14 protein-coding genes are annotated in these 17,819 nt (G+C 46.7%); 6 read left to right on the plus strand and 8 right to left on the minus strand.

The annotated features are described in order from the left end of the window. Positions 1–99 precede the first annotated feature (99 nt). The 7 genes from OCU49_RS16800 to trmH all read right to left on the minus strand — a co-directional run bounded on the left by OCU49_RS16800 (position 100) and on the right by trmH (position 11,420). The gene (locus tag OCU49_RS16800) at positions 100–1,440 is read right to left on the minus strand and encodes a hypothetical protein (RefSeq protein ID WP_261841709.1); all 1,341 of its coding nucleotides are present in this window, start codon (positions 1,438–1,440) and stop codon (positions 100–102) included. A 100-nt stretch (positions 1,441–1,540) separates the two neighbouring features. After that, positions 1,541–3,346 (minus strand): SPOR domain-containing protein, encoded by a 1,806-nt coding sequence (locus tag OCU49_RS16805; RefSeq protein WP_261841710.1) that lies wholly within the window; start codon positions 3,344–3,346, stop codon positions 1,541–1,543. A gap of 355 nt (positions 3,347–3,701) precedes the next feature. Next, positions 3,702–5,780 carry a TRAP transporter permease gene (locus OCU49_RS16810; RefSeq protein WP_376787896.1) on the minus strand — a complete coding sequence of 693 codons (2,079 nt, stop codon included), beginning with the start codon at positions 5,778–5,780 and terminating at the stop codon, positions 3,702–3,704. Positions 5,781–6,072: 292 nt separating this feature from the next. Beyond that, positions 6,073–7,110 (minus strand): TAXI family TRAP transporter solute-binding subunit, encoded by a 1,038-nt coding sequence (locus OCU49_RS16815; protein ID WP_261841712.1) that lies wholly within the window; start codon positions 7,108–7,110, stop codon positions 6,073–6,075. A gap of 348 nt (positions 7,111–7,458) precedes the next feature. Further along, the gene (locus OCU49_RS16820) at positions 7,459–8,811 is read right to left on the minus strand and encodes a sigma-54-dependent transcriptional regulator (protein WP_261841713.1); all 1,353 of its coding nucleotides are present in this window, start codon (positions 8,809–8,811) and stop codon (positions 7,459–7,461) included. Positions 8,812–8,892: 81 nt separating this feature from the next. Continuing rightward, the gene (locus tag OCU49_RS16825) at positions 8,893–10,641 is read right to left on the minus strand and encodes a sensor histidine kinase (RefSeq protein ID WP_261841714.1); all 1,749 of its coding nucleotides are present in this window, start codon (positions 10,639–10,641) and stop codon (positions 8,893–8,895) included. A gap of 56 nt (positions 10,642–10,697) precedes the next feature. Beyond that, positions 10,698–11,420, minus strand: a complete 723-nt coding sequence (gene trmH / locus OCU49_RS16830) for a tRNA (guanosine(18)-2'-O)-methyltransferase TrmH (protein ID WP_261841715.1) — start codon at positions 11,418–11,420, stop codon at positions 10,698–10,700. Positions 11,421–11,551: 131 nt separating this feature from the next. Between trmH and OCU49_RS16835 the strand changes: the two genes are divergently transcribed. Beyond that, positions 11,552–12,418 carry a prephenate dehydratase gene (locus OCU49_RS16835; RefSeq protein ID WP_261841716.1) on the plus strand — a complete coding sequence of 289 codons (867 nt, stop codon included), beginning with the start codon at positions 11,552–11,554 and terminating at the stop codon, positions 12,416–12,418. 133 nt (positions 12,419–12,551) lie between these two features. On the opposite strand, the gene OCU49_RS16840 is transcribed toward OCU49_RS16835, so the two are convergent. Next, the gene (locus OCU49_RS16840; protein ID WP_261841717.1) at positions 12,552–13,718 is read right to left on the minus strand and encodes a GlxA family transcriptional regulator; all 1,167 of its coding nucleotides are present in this window, start codon (positions 13,716–13,718) and stop codon (positions 12,552–12,554) included. A 715-nt stretch (positions 13,719–14,433) separates the two neighbouring features. Here OCU49_RS16840 and OCU49_RS16845 point away from each other — a divergent pair. The 5 genes from OCU49_RS16845 to OCU49_RS16865 all read left to right on the plus strand — a co-directional run bounded on the left by OCU49_RS16845 (position 14,434) and on the right by OCU49_RS16865 (position 17,803). Further along, positions 14,434–15,009 (plus strand): YdeI/OmpD-associated family protein, encoded by a 576-nt coding sequence (locus OCU49_RS16845; protein ID WP_261841718.1) that lies wholly within the window; start codon positions 14,434–14,436, stop codon positions 15,007–15,009. 125 nt (positions 15,010–15,134) lie between these two features. Further along, the gene (locus OCU49_RS16850) at positions 15,135–15,899 is read left to right on the plus strand and encodes a sterol desaturase family protein (RefSeq protein ID WP_261841719.1); all 765 of its coding nucleotides are present in this window, start codon (positions 15,135–15,137) and stop codon (positions 15,897–15,899) included. A 91-nt stretch (positions 15,900–15,990) separates the two neighbouring features. After that, positions 15,991–16,314 carry a luciferase domain-containing protein gene (locus OCU49_RS16855; protein WP_261841720.1) on the plus strand — a complete coding sequence of 108 codons (324 nt, stop codon included), beginning with the start codon at positions 15,991–15,993 and terminating at the stop codon, positions 16,312–16,314. 113 nt (positions 16,315–16,427) lie between these two features. Then, a complete protein-coding gene (locus tag OCU49_RS16860) occupies positions 16,428–17,012 on the plus strand; it encodes a DUF2238 domain-containing protein (RefSeq protein ID WP_512699312.1) in 585 nt (194 codons plus the stop codon). Between the two features lie 437 nt (positions 17,013–17,449). Continuing rightward, positions 17,450–17,803, plus strand: a complete 354-nt coding sequence (locus OCU49_RS16865) for a hypothetical protein (protein WP_261841722.1) — start codon at positions 17,450–17,452, stop codon at positions 17,801–17,803. Positions 17,804–17,819 lie beyond the last annotated feature (16 nt).

Genomic DNA, 17,819 nt, shown 5'->3' on the forward strand with positions numbered 1-17,819 from the left:
ATCTCCCTAACCGATACCTACGGCCAAATCCCTGGCCGACAAACCGGAATTTTCTCTGAATAATGACAGCGTTAAACTGACTAAAAAAATACGTTCTGGTTAACTTTCACCGTTCGGTGCGACGTAATCTGCCTGCAAGGTAGAAAAACGCCGGTACCAGACACCCTTCTGAACACCATCAGACAATACCTGACGTGCGATCTCTTTCGACTTAGTTACCGTTTCGTAGTTGCGGTGATACAACAACACGTACACTAACCCTGCCCGGGTGCGGGCCCTATAATAATCAACCTGATTCTGTAAGCTATATTTTTCGATATAACGGCTAATCGCAGCTTTCTCTGTAATCTGTGCTAACTGCATAACAATTCGCTGATCCGGCTGATTCATTAACCATTTTTTATCACGCAATGTAGCGGCTATCTGTTGAGGTGCAGCAGGCTTAGATGCTTTCTTTACTGGCTGTTTGCTAACCTCAGATGCCTTCTTTGCACTTACAGCCTTCTTGGTGCTGACAACCGGTTTAGCCACAACCGCTTTTTTCGCAGCCGTCTGAGCAGTTAATTGTTTATTGGCAGATTTTTCAACAGCCTTCTGTTTAGTAACAGGCTGACTGTTCTGCTGCACAGCCGGCTCTATAGGTTCCGGTGCTGATTCAATAACCGGCGCAGTATTCACAGCCAAAGCATTGGTTTCAGCCAAACGGTCTTCAAGCTTCTCTACTAAGCGTTTACTACTATGCCGACCTAAACTAAAACTTTGTTTCGCCAAACGCAGGGCTTTACCTAAATCAACCTGCTCACCAAGTTTACCTTCAGCGTAAATATCAGCCATCTGATACAGAGCAAAGGCATTGTTCTGTTCTGCTGCCTGCTGATACCAGTGTAATGCCTGCTTATCCTCTGCAGTCGCCTGTAAAATAGCCAGCGTTACCTGAGCATTAGGATCACCACCAATGGCTGACTTTTCCAACCATTCCTGCGCCTGCTGATAGTTGGCAGTAACACCGTCACCTTTCAGCAGCATTACACCTGTTTTTAGCTGACTTTCAATATGACCGGCTTCGGCACCACGCTGATACCAGCTAAAAGCTTCAGGAAGGTTTTGTTCTACAACTTCACCACTTTCATATAAAGCAGCAAGGTTGTAACAGGCTGGACCGTAATCAGCTTCCGCTGCAACTTTCAGCCATACAAGTGCCTGGCTGACATCGGCCTTAGCCCCGCCCAGTCCACGTGCATGTAAATTAGACATTACAAAGCTGGCGACTGCACCACCATCATCCGCTAATGCTTTACAGGCGGGATAAGCACTGGCATAACGGCCATCCTTATACAGTTGCTGACATTTGCTTTCAGCATCATCAGCTGAATAAACAGCAGTACTGCCTGCTGCTACCAGCACGAACATCAGAAAATTGGAAAACTGCTGTTTTATCATCTCATTACCCTGTGCGACCGCCGGCGACGATAGATTCAGTTCAAGAGTTCAGAAAGCGATATACGATACCTATGTGACATCCAGAACGCACATCTTTTTTCTATTCGGCAGGAGGTAATGAACCGGGAGTTCTGTATAACTTTTGCAAAGTACTGTACTGACGAACCCAGTGACTTCGCCGCGCTTTACGGGGCAATTTAGCCAATGCTTTCTTCGCTGCTGCAACAGTTTCGTATTCGCCGTATACCAGAACATAGTAAAGACCTGCATCTCGCTGGGTGCGATAAAAATGCCAACCTTTTACACTTTTCAGACCGGCACGGCGAATGTACTTCTCCATGCCTTCTTTAAACTCACCGTTTGTCAGCTGAATAACATAACGCTCAGCAGGCTGCTTCATCAGCCAGCCATCCGCTTCCATCCCATAAGGGCCAGACTCTTTCTCCATCAAGGGCTCAACGGGTGTAACAACAGGCAATTGCTTAGTAGATTCTTCATCCGCAGCATTCACTGCTTCAACTGAAGTTACAGCCAGCGTAATAGTTTCATTGTCAGTCGGTTTGACTGACTCTGTATCTTCCGTCACAGCACTTACCGCAACCGTGCTGGCACTGGCTGCCGGCGGTGCAGATTCCGTTATTTGTGTCAGCGTATCAGCACTCACCTCAACAGAAGCTAAAGCCAGTAAGGCTTTTGGTTCGTCCGGTGAAGAAGCAACATCTACTACTTCCTGACCGGCCGCGCCATTATCGGCTGACTGTTTTTCTGCTGCAGCAACAAGAATATTTTCCTGGGCAGCCGAAGCAGACGCTTCAGTAGCTGAGTTTTGAGCAACATTTTTTTCAGAATCAGGCACAACGGATGCTGCAGACTCTTCAGACACAGCAGCTACAGTGACAGAAGCATCTGCTGCTTTTGTAAGTTCTAAATCGACAGGACTGTTATTAACAGTTTGTTCTTCAGTAGCATCAAGCCCTGCAGCACTGTCAGCAATTACAAGCTCCGCAATCACTGGCTCTGCACTGACAACCTCTGTACCTTCAGGCTTCAGCTCTGCAACAATTTCAGCCCGTAAAGCTTGGGAAGAATAATTACCAGACTCAATAGCTTCATCCACCAGCGCCAGTGCTTTAGGTAAATCCCGCTCGACACCCTGACCGCTGAAATAAATTAAAGCCAGATTTTGCTTAGCAGATACATTGCCCTGATCAGCCGAACGCTGATACCAGCGCGCACTATCCTGTGGATCAATCTCAGCCAGCATTACGCCCAGCGCCAACTGGGCATTATGATTTCCGGCTTCTGCTGATTTACGAATCCAGTGCTGGGCCTGAACACGGTCAGCTTTAACGCCACGGCCTTCAAAAAACATTGTTCCCAAACGCAACTGTGCATCCGGCAAACCCTGAGCAGCTGCACGTTTATACCAGGCATATGCTTGCTGAATATTCTGTTTAACGCCGTAGCCGCCTTCATACATTGCGCCTAAACTGCGCTGGGCTTTCGCGTGATGGGCCTGAGCGGCCTGAGTATACCAACGGACTGCCTGAGTATTATCCTGCTCCAGCCCCTGACCTAACTGATAAGCCAGGGCCAGTCTGTAAGCGGCCTCAGCATGGCCATTTTCTGCAGCTATTTTATCCCAGAAAATACCACGCTGATCGCCAGCGTCAGTACCTTCCTGATAATAAATTGTCGCCAGAATAAAAGCCGCACGGGCATCATTCTGTTCTGCCAGCCCCTGGCAAGTCTGCTGAGCAGTAACTAAATCACGCTCAGAGTAAGACTGGTAACAATCAGCTTGTTGTGCCGCTTCCAGCGACAAAGGCATTCCACACACCAAAGGAATCATCCATGGAGCGGAAGGCTTAAACATCCGTTGTATAGCAACTTTAATAGCAGCCATTGATCATTTCCGTATTACTGTTCTGTTTGCATCATCAGTGATGATAACCGGTATAAGAATATCTAAGATTGAAAGCGAGCTGTCGGTATAACCGCAGCACAACTTTATTGCAGATAAATCCCTGCTGTGAACTGTTGCTATAAACCAACACATAGAATCAATGTATCAATTATTCATCAACAACTTAGCACAACATCAAAAATCTCTGCAGATGATACCACAACAGGTAAATATAAGGGGAATGGCTGTTTACGACATATGACCAAATAGCCATGACAGGAAAGCTGATTACAAGTAGTGATTCAATAGAAAAAACTGCCCCGCCAGTACGGGACGGAGCAGTTGGACCTGTCTGTCAGTCAGTGCTGACGGACCTGTTTCGACGTGAGTAGATAAAGATGGCAATAAATACTGCAACAGCGCTGAAATTGATAATCAGATTACCGTGAGGCCAGAGCATCGCACCCCCCGCAACACCACTGGTTATACGTAATACCGGGTTTAACGGACTTTCCAGATACCCTTCCATACACCCTACCAGCGCATAAATGCCAAATACCGAGAAAGCAAAAATACTCAGCACCTCAGTGGCGGTACCACCAATGAAAGGCGTATAAGCCAGCAACACCGGCACAATATACAGACCTTTGGCTACCTTCCAGGCAGTAAATCCGGTTGCCATGGGCGGTGTCCGGGCAATCGCCGCCGCAGCAAACGCAGTCAGACATACCGGCGGAGTGACGTTGCTGTCCTGAGAAAGCCAGAAAATAATCATGTGCGCGGAAACCAGCAACATAGCCAACACTTCAGGTGCCAGTGCCTGCTCTAATAACTGGGCTTTAAAATCACCAGGTACCATAGCTAACAGCTGTTGAGCCTGCACTTCAGACATTGGCTCGGCTAACAGTGCAACCTTTTCGGGAGCAATTAACAGAAAGATTGTCCTGGCTGTTTCCGGCAAATTACCTGTCACCAGCAGATCCACCAACTGCATCTCTGCAATCAGGTTATACAGTGCCGGTGCCGATAAGGTCGCCAGTACAATATATGACGCCGTCACCGGCAGCCCCATCCCCAGAATCAGTGACGCTAACGCGACCAGAACCAGAGTAATCATCAGACTGCCACCAGCCCATTCAGCCACCATCAACGAGAAAGTATTACCTATCCCGGTCATCGCAACCACATTCACCACTAATCCCACAGCAACCAGTAACATTGCTGTTGTCGCCATATTCTTAGAACCCTGAGCAAGTGCGTCCAGAACATCCTTAAAGTTCATCGGATGCTTGGATAACCATGAAGCGGCAATCACCGAAATCGTTGAGATACCAGCGGCATAAGTAGGCGTAAAGTTATTTACCAGCAAAGTAACCAGCACCACCAGTGGCAACAAATAATGCCAGCCCTCTTTCAACACCTGGCCAACCGGCCGGGTATCCAGCTCAACAGACTGAGCATGGCTACGCATCGCTTCTACCCGAACAAAAAAGCCTACCGATAGGAAGTAGAGTAACGCCGGTAAAGCTGCCACCGCGATAATGTCCACATAAGGCACCTGAGTGTAAGACGCCATAATAAAAGCACCTGCACCCATTACCGGAGGCATTAACTGTCCGCCGGTCGAAGCGGCAGCCTCAACGCCAGCCGCAAAGCGTGCCGGAAAGCCCGCCCGGCGCATCAGAGGAATGGTAATAACACCGGTAGACACAGTATTGGCAACCGAAGAGCCTGACACAGAGCCCATCAAGCCTGAACCCAGCACTGCCACAAAGCCCGGCCCACCAACAAAGCGGCCTGCGGCACAACGGGATAACTCAATAATGAAATCGCCGGCACCAGACTTCACCAAAAAAGCCCCGAACAGAATAAACATAAAGACGTAAGACCAGGATATTCGGGCTATCTGGCCAAACATTCCCTCGGTGGAGAAATAGCTCCGGTACAGCACCGTCTCCAGTGACAGACCCGGGAAACCAAAAATGCCGTCGATATATGGGCCCCACCAAAACACATACGTCAGGGCAACCACTATCATTGAGGGAATAAACCAGCCTGTGGTTCGCCGCGCCATTTCCAACGCAATAAAAATTGCCGCGATAGAGAACACCCAGTCACTGACCACAAAAGTAACACCGCGGTCATAGAGGGCATCCTCAAAGCCAATCAGGTAGGCTGCACACACCACAGCAGCTAATCCCAATAAACAATCCAGCAGCAAAAACCAGCGCCTGCTGGCAGCCGTTTTCCCCTGCATGACAGGTACCATCAGCGCACAAAGCAAGGCAAAGCCTGCGAAATGAATAGACGCTACCCATAGCTCGGGCAAGGTACCTATTGTATTGAAGTAGATATGCATAATGGCAAAGGCAACACCCAGCCAGTAAATGCTCTTACCAGCGGCAGAGTCGTCCGGCCGCTTGGTCAGCTCCATCGACTGAAGCTTTGCTGCTGTTTCAGCATCCGTTGGCCCAGCAGATTTCTGTTCAGCAACGCCCTGCTCAGCCGTATTGTTTAAGGTACTCATAAGAAAATCCTACGCACGATCACCCGCCTGCTACATTTGCCCAGGGCAAATATCAGAAACCACAGGAATAAGTGTAAATATCGGAGGCCGGCCAGAGCTATCGCCTCTCTGATAACTCTGACCGGTAGGCACTGAGATCCCAGTGCCAGACTGACTGCATCGCTATGTATCGGCGTGCACTCAGTCAGCTAGCAAGATCTCAGTTAGAAACTAAATGCTGTGGGATATCCAGACCCATTTCAGAGTAGAAACGGGCAGCGCCTGGATGCAATGGTACCGGCAAGCCAGCAATCGCTTTTTCCAGTGCCATCGCTTTAGTTGCTTTATGAATACCGTTCAGGAATGGCAGGTTTTCGTAGATAGTTTTGGTCAGCAAATAGACGTCTTCTTCAGATACATCATCGCGTACCGCCAGGAAGTTTGGCTGTGCCATAGTGTTGATGTCTTTTGTCTGTCCAGGATAAGTGTTTGCCGGAATCACGTAACGGGTCCACAACTTGTAGCTGCCGTTCGCTTTGGCGATCTGCTCATCGTTAAAGTCCAGTACTGTCATATCATCGCCCAGCGCAGCGTATGCACGGGTAACTGCACTGGTTGGAACGCCTGAAGGCACGTTCATCCCTTTAATAGAACCGTTCTGTAATGCATCCGCACTTGGACCATAACCCAGATACACCAAATCAAGATTGTCAGCTTTGACGCCTAAACCAGACAGAATCTGACGTCCGGAACCTTCTGTACCGGAGTTCTTCTTACCGATAGAGAATTTATCGTCATCCAGGTTATCCAGATCATCGATAGTGCCGCTTTTCACCAGATCAGACTTAACCACGAACTGTTCAACGTTCTGCCACAACATAGACACTGAACGTAAGTGCTCTTGCGGACCAGAGTTCGCCAGCGCACCTTCACCACTCCATGCCCAGGCACCGTATAAGCCTTGCATGATGGCAAACTGCGCTTCATTTTCACGCAATAATTTTACGTTTTCACCGGAACCGGCAGAGTTGATTGCACCCAGAGAGAATTTGTATTTTGGCTCCAGCTTTACTTTAGTCAGTGTCGCCAGCGCAACACCTACCGGATAATAAGTACCACCGGTTGAAGCAGTTGCCAGAATATAGGAGCGCTTATCTGCAGCAACAGCAGCTGTCGATACACTCGCCATAGTTGCTACGCTTGCAGCCATTCCTAAAGAGATGACCGTTTTCAGAAATGTACGCTTAGTTATGCTCATTGTGATTTCCTTTTAGAATTTTTGTTTTCACATAGCCTTAAGAGCAAAACTGGGGCCAACATTCAAAAAACGCACATAACTAATTGAATATAAATAAAAATACTCAATAAACCTTACTATAAAAAAACTCTGAATAAGCAAGAAGTTGCTTATCTGATATCTATTCATAAGCAAAAAACAGCCTATTCAGACAGACTATTCGCTTTTAAAACCTGTTTGCAGCACAGAACAGCAAAATCACAGAGGCTTTAATCGCCGTTTTTATCTCTGCTAATACACCAACCAGGCAGAATGAGCTGTTTTTTGCCTATTGTATTTATATTTATACCAACCAAACAGGTCAGAGAATCAGGTGTAATCACAACGGTTAATATCGTACTTCACCATTTTTTGATTAAGCGTACGCCGTGGCAATTCAAGCTGTTCCATCACTGCTGCAATATTGCCTTTGTGAGCAGTCAGAGCCGCACGAATAATCTGGCTTTCAAAGTTAGCAACCTGTGCACCCAGCGATAAACCGTTAATCTCATCACTATTACCCAGAAACTCTTCCTGAGGAAACAGTACATCCGCCAGAGATAACTCACCATCCAAGGCATAACGAACGGCAGCATTTTTCAGCTCACGAACATTACCAGGCCAGCTATAAGCCTGCATATTATCAACATCCTGCTGGGTAAACCGGCGCAGTTCACAGTCATGCTGTTGCGCAGCTTTACGGGCATAGTGCTCAAACAGCAGAGGAATATCCTCCTCCCGTTCCCGCAGCGGTGGTAAACGTAAGGCAGATACATTCAGGCGATAAAACAAATCTTCCCGAAAACCTTCTTCAGTACGCAAATCAGTTTTCGAAGCAGCTACCACCCGTAAATCAACGTCCACTGGCCGGTTACTGCCCACCGGCTCGACCTGCCCTTCTTGCAGCGCCCGCAGAATCTTCACCTGTAATGCCGCCGACATACTCTCTATTTCATCCAGAAACAGCGTGCCTTTGTCAGCATACTCAAACTTACCGATCCGGCGCTTATTAGCACCGGTAAACGCACCTGCCTGATGACCGAAAAGCTCACTTTCAATCAGATTTTCCGGTACGGCACCACAGTTCAGCGGCACAAAACCACTACATCGCCGACCGCTGTATTCATGCAGACACTGGGCAACCAGCTCCTTACCGGTACCGGTTTCACCATAAATAATGACATTGGTATCCAGAACTGCGTACTTAAGAATATCCCGTTTTAATCGCTGAATAGCCGGTGAAATACCGATCAGCTTGGCATCAATACCCGACTGCGACGCCAGATTTTCCTGTAAGCGTAAGTTCTCAATAGTGAGGCGTCTTTTTTCACAGGCACGGTTAATATTCTCGACTAAACGTTCTGGAACAAAAGGTTTTTCAATAAAGTCGTAAGCACCGTTGCGCATCGCGCTTAGGGCCATATCGATATCACCGTGCCCGGTAATCAGAATCACCGGAAGCTCAGGGTCACACTGTTGTGCGTGAGCCAGTAACTCTAACCCGTCCATACCCGGCATTTTTACATCACTGATAAGTACTCCGGGGAAAGTTTTATCCAGATAAGGCAAAACCTGTTCAGCGGTCTCGCACATGGTGACCTCAAAACCAGCCATGCTCAGCCATTGCTCGGTAGAATGGCGAATCAGTTCATCATCATCGACCAGCAGAACCTTACCTTGCATATGTATAATCTCCGGCATTAATCCACATCAGTTATTTCCTGTTATTCATGGGCGGCTATTCAGTAGTGACGGCAATCTCAGTTAAACCATTTCGTACAAAGGTAATACAACCCTGAACTCAGCACCGGTATCTGTATTAGCAGCCTGAATCTCACCATTCAGATCACGGCAAATTGAATGCACAATCGCCAGCCCCAGTCCCAGCCCTTCGCCTATCGACTTAGTGGTGAAGAAAGGCTCAAATAAATGCGCAGCGGTCTCATCATTAAAACCAGGCCCCGTATCTCTGACGGTAAAGCTTACCCGGTTATCAGCATCCGTCTGCATGTGCAGTGACAAACGCTTCTGCCCCTCAGCCTGTGAAAGCATTGCATCACAAGCGTTGTTCATTAAATTCAGAAAGACCTGCTCCAGACGTGGACTGTCTGCAGCAACTTTTACCTGGAAATCCGGCCGCTGCCATTCCAGCTGAATAGCCTCTTTTTGACAACGGCCAGCCATCGTCGCCACTACCTGATCCAGCACCTGCAACGGATCAATAGGGGCCAGCTGCTCAGGTTTTTTGAAGGCAAACACTTTCAGCTGCCGGGTCATCGCCGACATCCGCTCGGTCAGGGTTTCTATTAAATCAAAATTACCCTGTAACGCTGCTGTATCCTGCGATTCCTGTTCTTTACCCTGTAGCTGCAGCAATCGGTGTCGGGCGATTGATACATAAGTACGCATCGCCGTCAGCGGTTGATTCAGTTCATGCACCAGCACGGAAGACATTCGTCCCAGCGCGGCCAGTTTTTCCGCCTGTACCAGTTCAGCCTGCGCTTCCTGCAATGCTTCTGTACGCTGCTGTACCTTGTGCTCCAGCTGATCATTCGCCTGCTGCAGGGCTAACCGGGTTTCCTGACGAGACTGATTCTTTAAGTGCCGTTCCCGCAATAACAACCCAAGTAAAAACAACGCGACACAAGCCGCCAACGTATAGTTAGCCACTGTACGGCTGTCACTGATAACCGACTGTAGCGGGGTAATAACGGTAAAGGTCCAGCCCAGATCATCCAGAACCACCGACTGCACCAGCACATCACCCCGACCCGGTAAATTACGCAGTTCAACACTGGAACCATCGCTTAACTGGCGTAATTCTTTAGCGGTCAGCACATCTCCCAGTGCCCGGCCTGTCCAGTCACTGTTAGCCGCCAGCAATACTTCCTGCTGGTTACTCACCACAAATTCGCTGTGTAATGGTAAACCGGAACGCAACTGTTCAAGATCAATCCGTACCACCGCCGCTCCGGCAAATTGCTGACGTTCATAAATGGGGGCCGAAAGATAAACTGCCGCTTCATCATCCGGCGACATTGATACCCCCTGCAAACCTTTTTTCGCCTGCTGGAAGTACAGCTGATCAGCCTGTGTTCGGTAAGCCTCAGTATCATCTCGCCAATGGCTCAATGCCTGAACATTGCCATACGTATCCAGCACGAAAAGTGCCGTGGAACCGGCAACCAGATTGATCTGTTCAAGATAACGGCTAACCGCAGTAATTTTATGGGATGAAGCACTGCGCAACAGATTCTGCACGTCGCGGCTCTGAGAAATAAGAAAAGGTAAATAGCGGTATTCGTTAAGCCCATTACGAAACTGACTAACCAGCGTTAGCAACTTATCTTCGCCGGCAAGTCGTAACTCAACCGTCCCCCAGTCCCGGGCATAACGGTTCATTTGCAATGTCAGCAATGCTGATATCAGTACCACCAGAACAACAAATGCGACGGTACGCCCAGAGCGTCGCCGGGGTACGGACGCTTTAGCTAATACACTGTCTGCAATCATATCCCGCCTCCCTGAAAACAGTTACCACAACAAAGACTCCGCCGTTCAGTAACAGACTACCACTGTCGCAGTGGCGCTTCACCCAGCCGAACCTGCTCGTACCAGTCCGACGGATTCAGCAATTCAAAAGCCTCATTCACCGGAGGGTACTCCAGACCTTTGTCATGACAATACTTCGCCAGATCACCATAACCCCAGGCAAACAGGGTGTCATTGAATTCTGCAGCCGGCATTCGCGGCGCATCATACAACCCTGCCTGCATGCGCTGATTCTGTGCTTCAATAAGAATAATACCTGCTGCGGTAGAGACATTCAGTGACGCCACCATGCCCATCATAGGTATCAGAATATGCTCATCAGCCAGCGCTGCAGCCTCATCACTGACACCTTCTTTTTCAGACCCCATAAGAAATGCGCAGGGCTTGGTGTAATCAAGGCTTCGGTAATCCACTGCCCGGTCAGAAAAATGTGCTGCATAGACTTTCATCCCCTGGGCTTTAACACTGCAAATAGCCGACTCACAGTCCGCATGCAAAACGTTCTTCACCCAACGGTCACTGCCCTGAGTGGTCCCACGAAACCGGTAACCTTCCTTCGGCTCGACACTGTGAATCTCGCCGATACCAACTGCGTCAGCTGTACGAATCAGCGCCGCGATATTTCTGCCCTTATGCACCTGGTCAGTAATCAGGCTCAGATCAGGCTGACGGCGATTAAGAGTAGCAATGAATTTATCGCGGCGCTCAGGGGTCATGTCTATTCCCATATGAATGGTCATACATCGGAGCAACAGTAACAGCCCCGGCTAAAATGGCGCACATAATAGCAAAATTACAGGTAAGCTCACGGTAATCTATGCCATAATTGGCGCCCTAATTTTCAGAAGACAAACAAGAAACGGAATCCCAAATGTCGCAATTGCCGAACATTATTGCCTATCAGGGCGTCGAAGGCGCTTACTCTCACTTGTCCTGCCGACATGTTTATCCAAACATGACAGCCGAGGCCTGCGGCTCTTTTGTAGATGCAATGTTTATGGTCGAACGCGGCGAAGCTAAACTGGCGATGATTCCGATGGAAAACTCTACCGCCGGCCGCGTAGAAGAAATCTACCGTTTAATGCCTAAAACTCAGCTACACATTATCGGCGAGCATTACGAACCGGTTAATCACTGCCTGCTGGGCATTAAAGGTACCAGCATTGATCAGTTGAAAACGATCTCGTCCCACCCTCAGGCGCTGGCCCAGTGCCATGACAACATCCGTAACCTGGGACTGGAAGAAATCGCCGGACTGGATACCGCCGGCTCTGCATTTGAATTATCACAAAACCCTGATCCAACCCATGCATCCATTGCTTCCAGCCTGGCGGCAGAACTGTATGACCTTGATGTACTGCAGGAAAATTTTCAGGATGTCGACGGCAACACTACCCGCTTCCTGATTCTGTCCAAAGAACAGGGCATGCCAGCACTGGAAACAGAAAAAACCTACATCACTTCGCTGATGTTCACTGTGCGTAATATTCCTGCGGCACTCTACAAAGCGCTGGGCGGTTTCGCCACTAACGGCATCAACATGGTGAAGCTGGAAAGTTACATGGGCAGCGGTGCCACCAAAGGCGCCAGTTTCCACCTGGATGTAGAAGGCCATCCAGACGAGCGTTTCATGCGTTACGCTTTGCAGGAACTGGACTTCTTCACCAAAGAAGTACGTAACCTCGGCACCTATGAAACTCACCCTTTCCGCGCAGAAAACCGACCTCTGCCGGAATAAGCAGCAAATATTAAAAAGCCCCTTAGCTGCAAAGCTAAGGGGCTTTTTTGGATCCGGTAAACAGGCTCAGTAATGGCTGGCAGAGGCGAAACATAATTCATCTAACCTCTTAGCCAGTACTTATCAAAACTATTCAAAACTCCGTACTGGCCAGCTTCAGTTGCCGCCCCAGTAACTTAGGCGAACAGCCAAACTGATCTTTGACGTTTTTACTGAAATGAGAGGTGCTGGAAAAACCACAGGCAATAGAAATTTCAGTAATGCTCTTACTGGTTTTTTGCAGTAGATCCCGGGCCCGGTTTAGTCTCAGTTCCATATAATAGCGGGACGGCTGACTATCCAGATATTTCCGGAATAACCGTTCTACCTGGCGCCGTGAAATACCCAACAGGTCTGAAATCTCCTGCAACGATAAAGGCTCTTCTATATTCGACTCCATCAGCAAAATTGCATCCTGCAAACAAGGCGGCATATAAGTAGAATGCTGGCTGCTATGAGCCCCGCGTTGCGGCTCACTGGATAAACGGGTACGGCAAATCAACTTATCAGAAACTGCCAATGCAAGCTGCTGGCTATGATCTTCACCGACAAAATGCAGTAATAAATCCTGCACATCACTGCCGCCAGCACAGCTAAAGCGATTCTTATCTACCACATATAACTGCGAGTTAAGCAGCAATCGCGGATACTCCTCCTGCATCGCCGCCAGGTATTCCCAGTGCGTCGTACAGGCATAATCATCCAACAAACCGGCCCGCGCTAATGGATAACTCCCCGCACCGAAGGCACCAATGCTTAAATTGAAATTTCCCGCCTGCCGTAACCAGCGTAACAACTGTGGGTCATCACATCCCTGCCCACCACAGACAACAAGCTTATCCAGCCGTGCCGGATCAAGCCGCTGCATGCTCTGCTGTACACCTACTTCAAAACCTTCATCCGACATCACTGCCAGACCATCCCGGCTACATAACGTCCAGCGATAAAGCGTCTGTTCTGCCAGCTTATTCGCATTATTCAACACCCCAACGGCCGCGCTCAGACACGCCATAGCAGTGCCGGGCAAGAGCAAAAATGCCACCTCCCTCACCTGCTCAGCCACCTTCGGCACCCATTGCGGCGTAGCAACGGCATTACTCTCTACCATAGCTTTTGTTGTGTCTTTCCCAAAAGCAGGTCGAATCACCACCCCTTTAGATTCAACAGGCGGTAAGTCCCGGTCACGGTAAAGCAACGGCACATGTAAAGGCAGGGAATTAACAGACGTACTGACGTACACAGGTTTAGATATCAGATTCATAGGCGTGGGTCATACATCAGGCTGATTATTATTGTTTGCCGAAGCTCTCCTGATAATATCCCCAGCGCCCTTACCCGTAAATTTGATAATTCATATGGGAGCTATGAGAAATTCTGTTAGCCAACTTCATTTGATACGGCTGAAACTGATACGTTCCAGCACTGGTAAATCGATAGAAAACCCTGCAAAATCAAATTTATAGGAGAATGTTTTTGTAATAACGCGTTTGTATAAATGGTCTCCATTGCAGCTATCGACAATTCGGCCTTAACAAGCGTATGCCGTCACGCTGATTTGCCGCGGCACTCCAAACCAACCTTAAATTCAGGCGTTAAACACACAGGATACACAACAAACTAATGCATAAAAAAGTAGCTTTATACTCATTAATTTGGCCTTTTATAGCGATTATTTGGCTACATATTCCTATTGTAAATATTCCAATGGTTTTCTTGTCTATGCCGCTTTGGGATATAGCCCCGTTCGTATCTCAAACAAATGACTATGTTGAGTGGTATTTTTTCGGTCCAATTATTAAAAGCTTTTACGCTTTTATTGTATTTGGTTTGTATTATTGGGCTGTAGGTATTCCAGTGTACCTAATCATTTGGTGGAAAAAACGGGATAAGTGCATTTAAGAATCACTTTGCCCATTACTTGTTTTTGCCAACAATTTTTTGCCTGTTAATTATGCGCTATACCGAAGAGTAATCTTATGCCCCAACCCGATTCAGCGAAAATCATAACCTTTACCTCACCTAAAGAACTCAGTCTGTGGCTTAAAACTAATCACGCCATTGAAAATGAACTGTGGGTAAAGATTTTTAAGAAAAACACAGGCATTCCGAGTGTGACCTGGGATGATGTAGTGATTGAGTCGTTGTGCTGGGGTTGGATAGATGGCATCAAGAAGTCCATAGATGATCAGGCTTACCTCCAGCGGATTACACCAAGAAAAGCGCGCAGTAACTGGTCTAAAAGAAACACTGATCATGCGGAACGCTTGATAAACGAGGGTCGGATGATGGCCTCCGGACTCGAGCATGTTAATGCAGCTAAAGCAGACGGCCGGTGGGAAAAAGCCTATGTGGTAAGCGAAATAGAAGTGCCGGCGGATTTCTTAGCAGCTCTTGAAAGTGAGCCAAAAGCAAAACGCTTTTTCGAAACACTCACTAAATCGAATAAGTATGTCATCGCACACGGATTAACAAGTGCGAAGAAAGCAGAAACCAGGAAAAAGCGGTTTGAAAAGTTCATAAGTATGCTTATTCATGAGGAAAAACCTAAATAAACCGCATCCGATATAATCAGAATTTAAAGCAATAGCGTTAACAGTTTGCACAGTTAAACTTCTCTTAAAATTTATCAAAAAATGCTCCACCCCTAAAATGGACGCAATAATTTAAGGAGCATCCTTTGAGTTTTGAAGATATAGCACAAACGATTATTTTTATGTTTGAGTTTTGGATTCAAACAAGTTGGTACATTGCATTTTCAATGTCATTCGCTACTAACGTATTGATTTACATAACAGCCGCTTCATTCATTGACATTGTTACTAACACAATAATAGGCAATGGCTCATTAGGCACACACATTAACAATAATCCTTTGAAAAAAGGACAAAAGATCACAGAAATAAAAAATGGAATTATTTCATGTTTAATTTTTTCACTCGTAAGCCTTCTAGCCCGTAAATTATTTGCAGGCATAACTCCTGAATCGATTATTCAACTATCAATTGAGATACTTTTATTTACGATTTTTTATGAAACCTACTCTTACTTTGTTCATCGCTTGCTTCATACCAAGCTATTTATAAAGCCACATGCTGTTCATCATTACTCTGTACGAACAACGCCCTGGAGTGCCTATAGTGTGCATCCAATAGAAGCATTACTCATTAGTCTGAGCGCACCTGTTTTTATGTGGATATTCCCTGTACATCTTTGCGTTATTTTCGCATTTCATATTCTTGGTGTCATATTCACTATGGTTATACATTCCAATTTACAAATTAATAACCGTATATTTTTAAGCGGTATATTCAATCGCTACACAAGATACCATGCCGCACATCACTCTATTGGAAATGTAAACTTTGGATTTGTGTATTCGCTTTTAGATAGTTACTTTAATACAAAGCTAGTTGACAAAAAAACTGTACATGAACGCGTATAACAGGCCTATAAAATAGAACTGTTAACATGACTATTTCAGCGCAAGCTACGCCATTTAAGTGAGTACACATACATTTTTCAGGCCTAAAGACATGTCAAAACTTAAACAATATTTAAGAGATATGATTTTAGATATTCCTGCAGTGACTGATCAAACAGTTCAAGGGCGAAACGGCGAATTCACTTCTTTTTCGTTTAAGGGCAAAGAGTTTGCTCATTTTCATACCGGTGATGAGCTGGATCTTCGTCTTACAAAGAAAGTCATTGCGAGTGAACAGCTAGAACATCCCAGAAATTCTGAGAACCATCCTAAACGAACAGCAAACTCAGCATGGATAGAGCTAAGATTTACAAAAGAAGCGGATCTTCAGCAAATAATAGAATTAGTAACACTGGCGACCAGGCAAATCAAATAACAGCCGTATATTGATAGAGTAATCGCTACAACTATAGATTTTCAGCCTAAATAACTAAGGGCACTGCACCCCAATATTCGGAGCATCCAGATATCAAATACCTTGGAATAGTTATCTTTACAGTGGTTTTAATCTGGTCCGGGATTAACCCCAAAGATCAGTTCACCTGGTTTCTTGAAGTGGTTCCAGCCCTGATCGGAGGCGCTCTGTTGGCCGCCACCTACAAGTCCTTCAGACTTACGCCTATTTTGTATTTCTTTATATTACTGCACTGCTTAGTACTGATGGTCGGTGGACATTACACTTACGCAGAAGTCCCATTCTTCGATGGTTTATTCGGAGCAGAACGAAATAATTACGATAAAGTAGGCCATTTTTTCCAGGGGTTTGTACCGGCTTTATTAGCTAGAGAGATTCTGATTCGTAAACGTGTTGTAAACGGTGACCTGTGGCGCAATCTGATTGTAGTTTCTGTTTGCTTAGCCTTCAGCGCATTCTATGAATTAATTGAATGGTGGGTCGCTCTGGCGACCGGTGAAGGTGCTGAAGCATTTCTGGGTACTCAGGGCTATGTTTGGGATACACAGTCCGATATGGGATGGGCTTTGTTTGGTGCTATATGCTCACTGCTCTTATTATCAAGACCTCACAATAGACAGTTACAAAACCTGACAGATCAAATGGACAAGGCGCTATAGACAGCTCCTTGCTGGATTGTCAGGCCTTGCCGCTAAGCTTTTTATACTTAGCAGTGAGGCAAAAGCCTACGTAAGTAAGCACTGTGCTTATTCTTCGCAGCCGTAACAAAATCACCAATACAATCTACAATAATTATTGGCTGCAAAAACGTAATCGCAATAAATCCAAGATTGAGCTGCTCAATGTCATTCTTAATGAAATGTGAAACCTCATCTATAACGCATAAATGAGGCACAACAGGTGTTCGCCCCTGACCCCAAACAACTTGGTAGCAAAGCCTTTTAATACTAAAACGTTTAAGGCCTAAGCTTTTAGAACTAGAGCTTTTAGGACTAGAGCTATTAGGACTAGAGCTATTAGGACTAGAGCTACTTAGCAAGGAAAATCCGGACGATTACGGCATGCCATCTTTAATGCCTGAAAGAGGAGATCCGGAATGCGTAAATTTTTAGTAACATGTACCTTTATACCGTTCTGTAGCATCGTATGGGCTACACCTGACCTGAATGCAGCTGCGGAAGATGTCTGTGATTGCCTGGAAGCACCTTACGCTCAAGTCCAACAAGCGATGGAACTCTTTAACGCTGCTCAGGCATCTGGAGATATGAGTGCTCTCGAAGCAGCACAAGGCGAAATGATGGGGGTTATTAATGCATCCAGACAGTGCTTTAAGGGACTTACGGTAAAATATCCAGAGATTAGTCTGAGCGAAGAACTACAGCATCAGGTTATGGATATAGCTGACGAGCAATGCCCAAACCCTGCAGCTGCGATGTCAGAAAATCAGTGACTAGCCTGTATCAGCC

This window comes from Aliamphritea ceti (assembly GCF_024347215.1).
GTDB classification, from domain to species: domain Bacteria; phylum Pseudomonadota; class Gammaproteobacteria; order Pseudomonadales; family Balneatricaceae; genus Amphritea; species Amphritea ceti.

Coding starts and splice junctions, on each gene's coding strand:
- OCU49_RS16840 (WP_261841717.1), bottom strand. CDS start 13,718: ATGAATCTGATATCTAAACCTGTGTACGTCAGTACGTCTGTTAATTCC.
- OCU49_RS16835 (WP_261841716.1), top strand. CDS start 11,552: ATGTCGCAATTGCCGAACATTATTGCCTATCAGGGCGTCGAAGGCGCT.
- OCU49_RS16820 (WP_261841713.1), bottom strand. CDS start 8,811: ATGCAAGGTAAGGTTCTGCTGGTCGATGATGATGAACTGATTCGCCAT.
- OCU49_RS16865 (WP_261841722.1), top strand. CDS start 17,450: ATGCGTAAATTTTTAGTAACATGTACCTTTATACCGTTCTGTAGCATC.
- OCU49_RS16815 (WP_261841712.1), bottom strand. CDS start 7,110: ATGAGCATAACTAAGCGTACATTTCTGAAAACGGTCATCTCTTTAGGA.
- OCU49_RS16810 (WP_376787896.1), bottom strand. CDS start 5,780: ATGGAGCTGACCAAGCGGCCGGACGACTCTGCCGCTGGTAAGAGCATT.
- OCU49_RS16825 (WP_261841714.1), bottom strand. CDS start 10,641: ATGATTGCAGACAGTGTATTAGCTAAAGCGTCCGTACCCCGGCGACGC.
- OCU49_RS16800 (WP_261841709.1), bottom strand. CDS start 1,440: ATGATAAAACAGCAGTTTTCCAATTTTCTGATGTTCGTGCTGGTAGCA.
- OCU49_RS16855 (WP_261841720.1), top strand. CDS start 15,991: ATGTCAAAACTTAAACAATATTTAAGAGATATGATTTTAGATATTCCT.
- trmH (WP_261841715.1), bottom strand. CDS start 11,420: ATGACCATTCATATGGGAATAGACATGACCCCTGAGCGCCGCGATAAA.
- OCU49_RS16845 (WP_261841718.1), top strand. CDS start 14,434: ATGCCCCAACCCGATTCAGCGAAAATCATAACCTTTACCTCACCTAAA.
- OCU49_RS16805 (WP_261841710.1), bottom strand. CDS start 3,346: ATGGCTGCTATTAAAGTTGCTATACAACGGATGTTTAAGCCTTCCGCT.